The following is a 13555-nucleotide window of genomic DNA, read 5'->3' on the forward strand; positions in this document are numbered from 1 at the left end:
AATTGTTTGTCACTACTGAATTTAGGGTTTTGACAGGCAAATGTTATTAATAGATAGAAATAGGTTCTACCAACTACAGAACCCCATAGATATTAAAGGAGACACATTGTGAAAAAGAAAATTGTTGCCGTCCTTTTAGCAGCTTGTCTATCCCTAGCACCGAGTTTGTCTAGTGCTGACGAATTAATGGATATCACACGCGCTGCTGGTTATAATGAAGCCACTGAGGCCTATCGCCCCAAATCAACCCTTTTAATTGATGGCAATACCGGAGATGTCCTCTGGGAAGAAAATGCTGATGAGGTGCGTGACCCTGCTTCTATGTCTAAGGCCATGACACTTTATTTGGTCTTTGAAGCTATGTCTAAAGGAGAGATTTCTGAAGATACTGTTATCACAGCTACTCCAACCGACCAAGCTATTGCCGATATTTACGAAATTTCCAACAACAAGATTGTTGCTGGGGTTGATTATACGGTTTCAGAACTCATCACTATGACGGCGGTGCCTTCCTCTAACGTTACAACCGTGATGCTGGCCAACTACTTGACCAATAATGATCCTGATAAATGGCTTGACATGATGAATGAAAAATCTAAAGAGCTAGGGATGACCAATACCAAATGGTTTAACGCTTCTGGTGCCGTTGCTGTTGCCTTCAAAGGTTACTACAGTCCTCAACGTTATGATAACAACCAAACCAACCAAACAACTGCACGTGATTTGGCTATCATGACCTATAACTTCATCAAGAAATACCCTGACATTCTCAAATACACTAGCAAACCTGTTGTCACAGTTAAAAAGGGAACACCTTATGAGGAAACCTTCGAGACTTACAACTACTCTATTCCAGGAGCTAAATACGGAATTGATGGGGTTGATGGTTTGAAGACAGGATCAAGCCCAGAAGGTGCCTTCAACTATATTGATACTATCAAGCGTGGTGATCAACGTATGATTGCTGTTATCATGGGTTCTGGTGATTGGTCTGACCAAACAGGTGAAGAAATCCGCCATACCTTTGGTAATGCTCTCGTTGAGAAAATGTATAAAGATTTCTCTTACAAGAAAGTTCTTAGCAAGGGTGAACAAGAAATCGACGGTAAAAAATACAATGTCCAAAAAGATGTCTACGCCACAGTCAAAAAAGGCAAAGACCCTAAAATCTCTGTTAAAGATGACCAAATTGTTATTGATAATGGTCTGAAGACAGTATCACCTAATATCAAGGCTACTTCTGTTAAGGCTACAAAAGTTAAGGGATGGTTCGATTTTGGAAGTAACCAAAAAGATAAAAAGGCTACTAAAGCAACGAATAATGGCCAACTCCCAGTTTATTTCTGGTTGCTATGCCTTATCCCAGTTGGTCTCCTCTACTTGATTTACCTTAATGAAAAAGGACGTCGTCAAAGAGTCAAAGAACGTCGACAAGCAAGACAAATCAATAAATAAAAGAAAGCGTGTCCATGACACGTTTTTTTATACTCTATTCAAGGAAGTCCCCCAAGAATACTGATAAAACCACCCAAAACTATGCTATAATAGTCAAGTATGACTTTTTTTACAAACAAATAACAAAAATAGATTAAAGGATGCTTTTTGAAAGAGCATAAAAACGTTGTTACTAAGGAGATTATTTTGAAAAAGAAATTGTTAGGACTCTTCCTGGTAGCTAGTCTGGCTTTAGCTCCCAGTCTGTCGTCCGCTGACCAACTGGTAGATATTGCACAAAAAGCGGGCTACAAGGAAGCCACCGAGACCTATCGACCTAAATCATCACTTTTGATTGATGCCAATACTGGTGACATTCTTTGGCAAGATAACATTGATGAAGTACGTGACCCCGCTTCCATGAGTAAGGCCATGTCTCTCTACTTGGTTTTTGACGCTTTGTCAAAGGGAGAAATCAAAGAAGACACCGTGATTACAGCCAAACCAACCGATGAGGCTATTGCTAATATCTACGAAATCTCAAACAACAAGATTGTTTCTGGAGTTAAATACACGGTTTCGGAACTTATCACTATGACAGCTGTTCCCTCTTCAAATGCAGCGACAGTCATGCTTGCCAACTATCTCAGTAATAATGATCCTGACAAGTGGATTGATCGCATGAACGAAAAGTCTAAAGAGCTCGGCATGACAAATACTAAATGGTATAATGCCTCTGGAGCTGGGGCGGCATCTTACAAAGGGTACTACACGCCTAAACGTTATGATAATAACCACTCTAACCAGACGACAGCACGTGATTTGTCTATCATGGCTTATAACCTTATCAAACATCACCCTGAAATCCTCAAATACACTAGCCAACAGACAGTAACTGTCAAAAAAGGAACACCATACGAGGAAACCTTTGAAAATTACAACTACTCCTTGCCTGGTGCTGATTATGGCCTCAAAGGTGTTGATGGCTTAAAAACAGGATCAAGTCCTCGTGGAGACTACAACTACATCTCCACATGCAAACGAGGAAATCAACGTGTCATTTCAGTTATCCTGGGCGTTGGAAACTGGGAAGATGAAAGTAGTGAAAAAATCCGTCATGCCTTCGGTAACTCCCTTATTGAGAAAATGTTTAAAGACTATTCCTACAAGAAAGTCCTAAGCAAGGGCAAACAAAAGATTGATGGTAAAAACTACGATATCCAAAAAGATGTCTATGCCACAGTCAAAAAAGGACAAGAGCCTAAGATTAGTGTTAAAGATGATTATGTCGTTATCGATAATGGTTTGAAAACAGTGTCACCTAAGATTAAAGCAAATACTGTCAAGGCGACTAAAACTGGCTTCTTCCTCTTTTCAGGAGGTAAAAAAGAGAAACAAAAAAGCAATAAGCATAACTTTATGAAACATTTTGCCTTGTTCTGCTTTCTCTTATTACCACTTTACGTGCTCTACTTAATTTTTATCAATGAGAAAAAACGTCGTCAAAAAGTCAAAAAACGCCGTCAAGCTCGACAAATCAATAACTAAAAGAACGTGCTCAACCGAGCACGTTTTTAGTTGTCTCCAAGAAATGTTTTGAGATGAGACATCTCATTTCGCATTTGTTCCAATCCCTCTTGATAGATGGCCTCAAATTTTTCAGGATCCTTCTCCAATCGACCAACTTCAAGCGCATGCTCTGGACGAATGGCATAAAGATTGCCAGTTTTTTCCAAAGCCTCAATCTTTTCAATACTCTTATTGTAGTGGATATGGCGATTTGATGCTACTTGGACAAATTCAGGGTATTTGCGGTAAAAGAGCTTGTAGATTCGCTTACTCGTTTTAGATGGCTCTTTACGGTAGCCCTTAGGACGCGTCAGAACGACAATGAGTTTGTCAAAGCCCAAATTTTCCATAAAATCAATGGGAAGACTATCAGACAGACCGCCATCCATATAGCGTTTACCCTTGTACTCGACAATTTCAGAAACCAAAGGCAGGGCGGAACTTGCACGAAGAGCTTCCATCTGCTCAAAGACATGATCAATCTTGATATAGTCTGGTTTTCCGGTCTCGATATCTGTAGTAACCACATAGAAGGGAACACCCGACTCCGCAAAAGCCTCCTGATCAAAAACGTCTAACTCCATAGGAACCTTATAATAAGAGAACTCCTTATTTACAAAGTTACCTGTTGTCAGCCATGACCAGAAACTCATGTAGCGACGGTCTCCCATGAATCGTTTGTTGTAGCGAAGGGCTCTTTTGGGCTGGTTAGAAAGGTAATTAACACCAAAAAGTGCTCCAGCTGATACTGATACAACGCCGTCTACTGTGATTCCAGCTTCTAAAAAAGCATCTAAAACACCAGCAGTGTATAAGCCACGCATGCCTCCGCCTTCAAGGACTAAGCCTACCTTCATTCTAAAATCTCCTTCTTGATTGGTTCTGCTAGGACTTGATAACCTTGTGGACTCAAGTGTAAACCATCCGTTGTGTAAGTGTCATTTAACTGTCCTTGGGCATCTGTCAGGTAATCATAAAGATCAACATAGGTCACACCAGGGAGAACAGCTAATTGTTGATTAAGTTCACGGACAGTCGCATTATTTCGAATCTTAACCTTAGAAGCATATTGTGATTTTTCACTAACCGGAAAGACACTCAGCAAATAGATTTCAGTAAAGAGGGATTCCTGACGAACTGTCATGACAATTTCGGAAATACGATTAACAATATCTCGAATGGGGTAGCCCCTTCCGATGTCGTTAATACCAATCAAGAGTACCATTTTACTGGGTTCCAAATCTAAGACCTGTTCTTTAAGGTGTTCTAAAAGCCAAACCGAGTCTGTTCCTGCAATCCCACGGTTTACCAAGGGGACCTCTCGACCCAAATATTTTTTCAATGCAAAAAACTCCGTGATGGAGTCCCCTGCAAAAACAATTTGACCTTTATCTAACTTATGATTTTCAGTCACAAATTTGGCTAAACGCTCTTCTTGATAGGCCACAAGCTCGGGCCTAGTTGTTTCAATCATACTTCATCCTTTTTTCTTAAATATTATACGCACTACCGTGATTAAAGCTAGAAAAGTTCCAAGTCCAAGAAATAGCCAGGCAAGATTTTCAAAACCTGATTTATTGGCCAAAAGGGCACCGGAAAGTAGAAATCCCAATGTCAACAAGGCTAAAACCAAATTATTTAAAACTTTCTCAAAGACTTTAATTCGACCTGAAAAGTTGATAAAATCATGGTTTACCACAATTCGTCCGTTTAAAATCTGCTCCAATAGCTGATGCAGGCGACGCGGAATATTTTTCCCATTGCGAATCAGATAAAAGAGTTCAATCAAGATACTCTCTTTATTCAGGGCCTGCTTAAGCATGTCAGGGCCCATGTTTTCTAGGAAATAATCCTTGGCCAAAGTCATCAAATCCATATTTGGGGCCAACTCTCGGAAAATACCTTCAATTTGAAGCGAAGCCTTCTCCAAAATGGTAATTTGAGATGAGGCTTTAAGATGATTCTTCTGGAAAATAGCCAGCAAATCCTCTAGCAAATCTGTCATCGATAGACTTCCCAAGTCAACACCAGAATAACGACCCAACATCTGCTCGACATCCTGACTTAGAACCGCACGGTTTAGCCCATTATCAAACTGGGTGACTGACAAGATAGCCTTAGTCATACCGTCAACATCCTGAGCAGTAAAACTATATAGGATGTCATTTAAGGACGCACGCATCCCAACTTCCAACTCACCCATAATGCCAAAGTCAATGAAACAAATCTTACCATCACGTACCAAGAGATTTCCAGGATGAGGGTCACCATGAAAATAGCCGTCTTTGAAAACCTGCTTGATAAATGACAACATTAGTTTCTTACCCACGTCTTCCAGGTCATAGCCAGCCTCAAGCAGTTGACTGTAGTCATTAAGTGGAATCCCATCGATGTACTCTTCGACTATGAGGTGTGGCGTCGTGAAGGTATCATAAACCTTTGGGACACCTAGACAAGCAACAGCCCTGTTATTTGCCTTAAAACGCTTCATGGCCTCTGCTTCATTTCTGAAATCAAGTTCCTTAATTAGGGTTTCTCGCAGATTTTCCAAAACCTCCTGAACATCGACCATAGGTATAAAGTGCTTTGGAATATGGCGTGCAAGCTTAATGAGAAGCTGAATATCTTCCTTAACGACCTCATCAATACCAGGTCGCTGAATTTTTACAATCACTTCCTGACCAGACAACAATCTAGCCCTATGGGTCTGAGCTACAGAACCAGAAGCCAAGGGCTCTTCCGAGAAATCAAGGAAACTGTCAGAAAGCCCACTGGGTAATTCTCGCCTAATGGCAGTCATGACTTCCTCTTTATTCAAGGGAGGAACTGAGCTCTGGAGTTTTGATAATTCTCTGATATAGGCCTCTGGCAAAAGGTCAGAGCGTGTGGATAGGATTTGACCAATTTTAACAAAACTAGGTCCCAATTGCTCAAAGGCTTGGCGTAGCTTGACAGGTGTTGTCTGTTGGTCTTGAGGAAGGTGTTTTTCACGATAAGAAAGGAGACCAACTGACGAGAAAACCTTCAACACATGTCTCAATCGTTTACTTGCCATTTTAGTCTCCTTACATTTTATTTATTTTGACTGAGCAAAGCGTCAAGTTTTTCTTCAAGACGTTTCACGTCATCCTTAGTCGCATACTCAACTGAAGATTTCTTAGCATCAAGTTTATTCAAAAATTCTTGAGCTTCTTCCTTACTTTGACGTTTGAGCTCTTGTTCCAGTTCCTTACCTTCTTCAACAGTCAAGCGCCCCTTTTCAACCAACTCTTTGACAAAACTATCAGCTTTATCTACTGTCATAGCAGTCAATCCGATTCCAGCCAAGAGAACTTTTTTCAAATCATTCATTATCGTTACCTCCATCTAAGTAGGAAAAGCAAAGAAATAGACTAGCTACTTCTTCAGAAAATATAAGAACGTTTTCACACTTTTATTCTACCACTTTTTCAGAAAATGTGTTAATTAACATAAATTGCATTCTGTAGTAGTTTAATACTCGATATGCAAATATATTCGCCGAAATACTTATTTATCAATGTTGTACCCAAATACTAAATAAGAATCTCGAGCTTTTGCTGAGATTCTTAACGATTTTCTATTTGTAAAGAGCTTCACCATTACTTTCGATAACAGACTTATACCAAGCTAATGATTTTTTCTTATAACGAGCCAAGCTACCACTACCATCATCATTACGATCAACGTAGATGAAGCCATAACGCTTACTGAGTTCAGCCGTTGAAGCTGAGACCAAATCAATTGGTCCCCAAGTCGTATAGCCCCAAAGCTCCACACCATCTTGAAGAGCTTCACCTACTTGAATCAAGTGTTTTTGAAGGTAATCAATACGATAATCATCTTCAACTGTTGGACCATCAGGACCATCAACAAGGACATCCTTAGCACCCAAACCATTTTCGACGATAAACAATGGCAATTGATAACGATCATAGAAGTCATTCAAAACTAAACGAAGACCGATTGGATCGATAGCCCAACCCCACTCAGATTTCTCAAGGTAGGGATTTTCAACACCACCCATAATATTTCCTTTACCAATCGTATAGTCTTCTGGATTATATGCGGTTGCCACAGACATATAATAAGAGAATGAAATGAAATCAACAGTATTTTTCAAGATTTCTTCATCTTCAGGAGAGAATTGTATTTCAATACCATTATCTTTAAAATAGCGTTTAATATAGTTTGGATATTTCCCACGCGCATGGATATCTGAGAAGAGATAGTTTTGATTTTCAAACTCGTGAACAGCCAACTGATCCAAAGGATTAGCTGTCATACCATAGGCAGGCATGGCAAGAACCATACAACCAATCTTAAAATCAGGGTTGATGTCATGTCCGATCTTGGTTGCTGAAGCTGATGCGACTAATTCATGGTGGACTGCTTGGTAAAGATCCTGTTTAGAGAGCTCTTCCATAGGTGTCGCAATACCACCTGACATGAAAGGTGCATGTAGAACAGAGTTCACTTCATTAAAGGTCAACCAATATTTGACCTTATCTTTATAGCGTGTGAAGACTGTACGGACATAGTTTTCATAAAAACCAATCAATTTACGATTTGTCCATCCATTGTATTCACGTGCTAAGTTTAGAGGTGTTTCATAGTGAGACAAGGTTACAAGCGGTTCAATGCCATACTTAGCCAATTCATCAAAGACTTTATCATAGAAGTCTAGACCAGCTTCATTTGGCTCAGCATCATCACCATTTGGGAAAATACGAGACCATGCAATTGACATACGAAAGACCTTGAAGCCCATCTCTGCAAAAAGTGCTATGTCCTCTTTATAACGGTGATAGAAATCTATACCTTCTAGCTTTAGATTATCTGGTGTTGGTTGGTCTGTAATCAAAGGATTCAAAGCCCCAGGTTCAAGTGGAACACCACCCTTTGGCGTCACATCCTGTACAGACAAACCTTTGCCATCTAAGTTATAAGCACCTTCAAATTGGTTGGCAGCTGTTGCACCCCCCCAGAGAAATTCTTTTGGAAATGTGTAAGTCATCTTTTATCTCCTCGTCTTGTTTAATATACTAATAGTATAACACTTAGAAAACGATTACACTTATACTATCTTATTGAATTCTGATACTATAGTACGAAAAAAACAGACCAAAGTCTGTTTTAATGGCTCTATAATTTCTGTAGTGGATAAAACCACTGTAGAGATTATAGAGCTTTTTAAGTGTACACAAAAAGTCCCATAAGAACTATAATGAAAAGCGACCAAACCATCATTAGGAAGAACTTATGAGACTTATTAAGAATACCACAGAATTAATCGGAATTAAAGACCAAAATATCAAGATCTCACTTGTTTTTGAAACTGGCACTCATATCGAGATTCAAGCAAAACTTGATTACCCTGCACCACCATGTCCTCATTGCCATGGAAAGATGATCAAATATGACTTTCAAAAACCTTCTAAAATTCCTCTTCTCGAACAAGCGGGAACTCCAACACTACTACGTCTGAAGAAACGCCGTTTCCAGTGTAAAAGTTGTAGACGAGTCACGGTAGCTGAGACATCAATCGTTGAGAAAAACTGCCAAATCTCCAATCTAGTCCGACAAAAGGTTACACAACTCTTGACTCAGAAGATGTCATTAACGGATATTGCCAGAAGACTTCGTGTGTCGACATCTACTGTTTATCGTAAGCTTGACCAATTCACTTTCAAGGAACATTATGACAAACTTCCAGCTGTTATGTCCTGGGATGAGTTTGGGTTCAAGAAAGGTGACTTGGTTTTTATCGCTCAAAACTATGAGACCAACGAGCTCATAACCATCCTTGATAATCGTCGCCAAACTACTATACGAAACTACTTTTTGAAGTATCCATTGGAAGATCGCCAAAAGGTACAGTTTATCACAATGGATATGTCTGGAGCCTATATCCCACTAGCCCGCAGACTCTTTCCAAACGCCAAAATCGTTCTTGATCGTTTCCACATTATCCAGCACCTTGGTAGAGCATTTTTAAAGACTAGAATTGCAATCATGAACCAGTTCGATAAGAAGTCTCTACCCTATCGAGCCTTGAAAAATCACTGGCGTCTCTTTCAAAAAGACAGCCGTAAGCTATCGCTCAACTCTTTCTATTCAAAGACCTTCCGACAAACTGTAGTACCACATGAAATCATTGAGAAGACATTGGTCTTTTCAGAAGAGCTCGCTAATGCCTACAAACTTTATCAGCTTTTGCTTTTTCACTTTCAGGAGAAGAGGGTAGATGAGTTTTTTGAGTTAATAGAGGAGAACATGAGCAAGGTCAATCACTCCTTTCAAACGGTCTTTAGGACTTTTCTTAGACACAAGCAATACATCAAGAATGCGCTAGAAACTGACTATTCAAACGCGAAACTCGAAGCGACTAACAAGTTGATTAAAGACATCAAACGGTTGGGCTTCGGTTTTAGAAACTTCATCAACTTTAAGAAACGTGTCTTCATCACTCTAAACATAAAAAAAGAGAAGACCTATCAGGTCCTCTCTAGATGTTAGCTTTTCGTCACCCACTACAGTTGACAAAGAGCCGTTTTAATTAATCATTATTTTCAATAGTATTTGCTGCTTTGGCCTCTTCTCGCCTAACAACATTATCTTTAACAATCTGATAAAGGGTCGCGGCTACTGGCACAGAAACCAACATGCCCAAGACACCACCCAAAGCAGAACCTATGGTGATAGCGAAGATAACCCAAATACCAGGAAGTCCGGTAGAGCCACCAACCACATAAGGATAGATGAGATTTCCTTCAAACTGCTGCAAAATAACCACGTAGGCAATAAACAAAAGTGCCAAGGTCACAGAGTGCGTCATAATCAAGATGGTACCAATCGTCACACCGATATAGGCCCCTACAACTGGAATCATAGCTGAAAAACCAATCAGGATAGAGATAGTCGCAGCGTATGGAAAATCAAAGATACGCATCCCAATATAACACAAGGTTCCCAAGATACAAGCCTCAATCGACTGATAAACGAAGAAATTGCGGAAGCGATTATTGAGAATAGCAACCACATAGTGGAAAGTCTTACCATAACGTCCTAAATAGACATCTACTAAACGATTGACCTGATTTCCAAGTTTTTCTTTCCCAGCCAAAACATAGCAAGAAAAGACGATACTGATAAAGAGATTAATCAAGGTTGATGGTAGACTTGTTAACGAAGTCAAGAAGCTGGTCAAACCATTCATGATTTGTTGAAGCAACTGAGCACTGTAGCTATTGATTAGCTCTCTAACCTGTGTCACACCACCAAGATCTTGAATAATTTTTTGCAAGGACTTGTTTTTAAGCAGCCAATTAATCAAGTTATTAATAGCTGAACGGTCTTGACTAATCAAGGTATTGATACTGTCAATCAAATCGGGAAGAACAGTGAAGACTACCCAAGTAAAGACCAAACCAATGGTCGCCAATGCCGAGAGCAAAGCAATGGGACGCTTGATCTTAGCGATAAAACCAAATGGAATAAACTTGACCAGTAGCTTCTCATAAAAAGACATCAGGATATTGACCACAAAGGCAATCCCTGCTCCAACAAGGAAGGGCTGACTGGCAACGTAGATAGTGTTACAAATTGAAACAACTGTTTCCCAGTAAGTATAAATCAAGAAACAGCTGAAAAAAAGGACAGCCAACCAAATGAACTGATTTTTTGTAAATTTCATAGGAACTCCAAAATTTAAAATACCCTTCCATTATACACTAAGAAAGGGTTTCTTACTATCTTTGATCATAGAAAGCCGCTAAAATTCCACCAACTCTTGATCAGCTATTGGATCAATCAGCTTGACAAAGTGAAAGCTCGATCCATCGTAATCAAAAACTAAGATGGCACAATTGCCTGGACACGACTCAAAGGCCCGCTCTGGCTCAACAGCATGAAGAAAAGTCATCAAGGCTCCAGCGTGACTAACGGCTAAAATAGATTGGTCAGGATGCTTATCTACTATCTCCTTAGCACTCGCAACCACACGCGCAACGAACTGATCTTGACTTTCTCCACCAAACTGGGCATAGTGGTCGCCAAAATGGCCCACAACAGATGTCTTGGGATGAAGATACTCTGGTTGACCCTCAAAGATACCAAAATGCATTTCTTTAAGCCCCTTAACACGTTTATAATCAGTACGCCCAGTCGCCAATTCAATGGTATCAGAAGCTCTTTCAGTTGTCGTACAATAATACTGATCAAAAGTCGTATCATGTTTTTCGAAATAAGCACGGACCTGACGAGCTTGTTCCCGACCTTTCTCAGTCAAGGGAGAATCACACCAACCTTGAATCCGATTAAGTGTGTTAAAAAGTGTCTGTCCATGTCGCATTAAATAGAGTCGTGTCATTCTTCGCCTCCAAAGATATACTCTTCTTCTACAGGATTATATACTGAAAGCAATTCAAATTGACCTTGATCATAAGTAAAGTGTAAGATGCAACAATTTTTAAGACCACGAATATCTGGGTCGGGATTTAAAACACGTCTACAGAACTGCAAAATAGATGGTCCATGACTAACAAGCAAAGACTTAGAACCATCGGCCACACTCTCCATGATGGCCCTAATCGTCAACTCCATACGATCCCTAACCTGGGTCGTACTCTCGCCACCAAATTGAACAAAGTAATCACCAAAGCCTTGTCCATCAGGTAAGGTTTTAGGAGTAAGATACTCTGGCTGGCCCTCAAAAGCTCCAAAATCCTGTCCCTTAAGACCTTTAAGTCTTTCATAGTCTGTTCGTCCAGTCACAATTTCTAGAGTATCACTGGCTCTCTCAGAGGTTGACGTAAAGACATGATCAAAAATTGGCTCCTGCTTGGCTAGATACTGACCAGCCTTTTTAGCCTGTTCGATCCCGACTTCCGTCAAAGGGGCATCGCAGACCCCCTGAAGTCTATGCTGAACATTAAATCGTGTTTGCCCATGCCTCATCAAATAAAATTCTTTCATAATGTTACCTCTAAACCAGAAATCGGATCAATCACCTGAAGAAGCTCCAATTGACCTTGGTTATAATCATAAACACAAACATTACAATTCCCAAAGCCCACTCCTTCAGGAAAGGCCAAATCCATGAAAATGATTAATCCCCATAAAGCCGCCCCATGACTGACGAATAGGAGATTCTCAGCACCATCTTTAGTGTGTTCTTCTGCTTTCTCTAACACAGTCTTCAAGACCCTCTGACCGACCTCGCGAATATCTTCACCACCGTATGGGACCAAGAGATCTTCAAAGGAGCGTGAACCTGGTCGATGTTTGGGGAGGAGGTGCTCTGGTTGAGCTTCAAAAGACCCAAAGTTCATTTCTTTAATTCCCTTGAGCTGGGTTACCGAATAGTCAGGTGCCACAATCTTTGCCGTATCAGTAGCTCTCTCTTGCGTAGAGGAGTAGACAGCATCAAAAGAAATACCTTTCTTTGCAAAGTACTGCTTGGCTTGTTCTGCCTGCCAAATGCCATTTTCAGTCAAGGGCGAGTCACACCAGCCCTGAACACGCTTTTGTGTATTAAATAGTGTCTCACCATGTCTCATTAAATATAACTTCATTACTCTACCACCCTATCTTTAAACCAATCCTAAATAATCTTCTAAGACAGTCAATACTCCTTGGTCTTTGTGGTGGGGAGCAATCTGATCAGCAACTTGTAAAATAGCTGGACTGGCATTTTCCATAGCATAAGAGCGGCCAGCCATTTGCAAGAGCTCAAGATCATTGTCTCCATCACCGAAGGCCATGACATTGGACTCAGACAAGCCCCAGTGGTTAAGAAGCTGCTTGAGCCCCCAAGCCTTATGCATGCCTTTTTGAATGAAGTCAATAGCACAAAAACCACTGGGAACAGCAACTAGATTGCCATCAAAATCACGATTAAAAGCCTGTGACACACGATCAGCCTCTTCAGGACTGAGCAACATGGTAATCTTGATGAAATCATCATCTAACTCCTCCAGCCCATTCAAACGTTGAATGGATGCTTCCATGGCGGCTTGCTCTTCTTCTGTTATCATCTCAGCAAAATTAACCCTAGTCCCTTTTAACATATAGGAGCCTTGAGCACCATTAAATATAGTCGGCCTATCTAACAAATCATAATTAAAATAGCCTAGCAAGTTTTCAACATCATTTGATGCCATAAACTCCTGACATAGAAGCTTGCCATAGCTAACAACCTGACCACCATTTTCAGCTACAAAATGCAGGCGGTCAAAAGTCTCCGCAAACATGGGTTTAAGACGGCTCATACTATTACCTGATGCAACGACAAAGTGCATATCACGCGCATCCATAGCATCTAAAATCTGACTAAAACGCTCCTTGTCATAGCTCCCTTTATCGTCTAAAAATGTACCATCCATATCTGTTGCAATCACCTTAATGGTCATAAAGCACCTCCTTGACTAACTTACTCTTATTATAACCCTTTTAGAAAACGCTTACCAGTACCATACTAAGAAAAACTGATACTATTCTTGGATATAAAAAAAGATTCCATCGGAATCTCTTA

At 40.3% G+C, this 13555-nt stretch carries 12 protein-coding genes and 1 pseudogene; 3 read left to right on the forward strand and 10 right to left on the reverse strand.

Going from position 1 to position 13555, the window contains the following annotated elements:
• The first annotated feature begins 108 nt into the window (after positions 1 to 108).
• Entirely contained in the window at positions 109 to 1455 is a 1347-nt protein-coding gene (locus tag NSQ79_RS05225) for a DUF1958 domain-containing protein (protein WP_164332314.1), read from the forward strand.
• Positions 1456 to 1641: 186 nt separating this feature from the next.
• Complete coding sequence (locus NSQ79_RS05230; RefSeq protein WP_164332313.1) at positions 1642 to 2982, forward strand: D-alanyl-D-alanine carboxypeptidase family protein; 1341 nt, start codon at positions 1642 to 1644, stop codon at positions 2980 to 2982.
• Between the two features lie 26 nt (positions 2983 to 3008).
• Here NSQ79_RS05230 and NSQ79_RS05235 read toward each other — a convergent pair whose 3' ends face one another.
• The 5 genes from NSQ79_RS05235 to NSQ79_RS05255 all read right to left on the reverse strand — a co-directional run bounded on the left by NSQ79_RS05235 (position 3009) and on the right by NSQ79_RS05255 (position 8038).
• Positions 3009 to 3860, reverse strand: a complete 852-nt coding sequence (locus NSQ79_RS05235) for a patatin family protein (RefSeq protein WP_164332312.1) — start codon at positions 3858 to 3860, stop codon at positions 3009 to 3011.
• Positions 3857 to 4477, reverse strand: coding sequence for an SGNH/GDSL hydrolase family protein (locus tag NSQ79_RS05240; RefSeq protein WP_048790925.1), 621 nt, complete (start codon positions 4475 to 4477; stop codon positions 3857 to 3859). The genes NSQ79_RS05235 and NSQ79_RS05240 overlap by 4 nt, the downstream gene beginning before the upstream one ends.
• Positions 4478 to 4480: 3 nt before the next feature.
• Positions 4481 to 6058 (reverse strand): lipopolysaccharide core heptose(II) kinase RfaY, encoded by a 1578-nt coding sequence (locus NSQ79_RS05245; protein ID WP_048790926.1) that lies wholly within the window; start codon positions 6056 to 6058, stop codon positions 4481 to 4483.
• Between the two features lie 17 nt (positions 6059 to 6075).
• On the reverse strand, positions 6076 to 6354 hold the full coding sequence (locus tag NSQ79_RS05250) for a hypothetical protein (protein ID WP_004182567.1): 279 nt from the start codon (positions 6352 to 6354) through the stop codon (positions 6076 to 6078).
• 247 nt (positions 6355 to 6601) lie between these two features.
• Positions 6602 to 8038, reverse strand: a complete 1437-nt coding sequence (locus NSQ79_RS05255) for a glycoside hydrolase family 1 protein (RefSeq protein WP_118058340.1) — start codon at positions 8036 to 8038, stop codon at positions 6602 to 6604.
• 245 nt (positions 8039 to 8283) lie between these two features.
• On the opposite strand from NSQ79_RS05255, the pseudogene NSQ79_RS05260 reads away from it, so the two are divergent.
• Positions 8284 to 9533: pseudogene (locus tag NSQ79_RS05260) on the forward strand (ISL3 family transposase).
• Positions 9534 to 9580: 47 nt separating this feature from the next.
• On the opposite strand, the gene NSQ79_RS05265 reads toward NSQ79_RS05260, so the two are convergent.
• From NSQ79_RS05265 to NSQ79_RS05285, 5 genes are all read right to left on the reverse strand, one after another.
• Positions 9581 to 10717 carry an AI-2E family transporter gene (locus NSQ79_RS05265; protein WP_045771763.1) on the reverse strand — a complete coding sequence of 379 codons (1137 nt, stop codon included), beginning with the start codon at positions 10715 to 10717 and terminating at the stop codon, positions 9581 to 9583.
• Between the two features lie 78 nt (positions 10718 to 10795).
• Positions 10796 to 11392 carry a histidine phosphatase family protein gene (locus tag NSQ79_RS05270; RefSeq protein ID WP_045771764.1) on the reverse strand — a complete coding sequence of 199 codons (597 nt, stop codon included), beginning with the start codon at positions 11390 to 11392 and terminating at the stop codon, positions 10796 to 10798.
• Positions 11389 to 11997 (reverse strand): histidine phosphatase family protein, encoded by a 609-nt coding sequence (locus tag NSQ79_RS05275; protein WP_045771765.1) that lies wholly within the window; start codon positions 11995 to 11997, stop codon positions 11389 to 11391. The genes NSQ79_RS05270 and NSQ79_RS05275 overlap by 4 nt, the downstream gene beginning before the upstream one ends.
• Positions 11994 to 12596, reverse strand: a complete 603-nt coding sequence (locus NSQ79_RS05280; RefSeq protein ID WP_049529296.1) for a histidine phosphatase family protein — start codon at positions 12594 to 12596, stop codon at positions 11994 to 11996. Before NSQ79_RS05280 ends, NSQ79_RS05275 begins: the two co-directional genes overlap by 4 nt.
• A gap of 18 nt (positions 12597 to 12614) precedes the next feature.
• A complete protein-coding gene (locus NSQ79_RS05285) occupies positions 12615 to 13433 on the reverse strand; it encodes a Cof-type HAD-IIB family hydrolase (protein ID WP_049529297.1) in 819 nt (272 codons plus the stop codon).
• Between the last annotated feature and the right edge of the window lie 122 nt (positions 13434 to 13555).

Origin of the sequence: Streptococcus sp. FSL W7-1342 (genome assembly GCF_037966635.1) — a bacterium.
GTDB classification, from domain to species: domain Bacteria; phylum Bacillota; class Bacilli; order Lactobacillales; family Streptococcaceae; genus Streptococcus; species Streptococcus salivarius_D.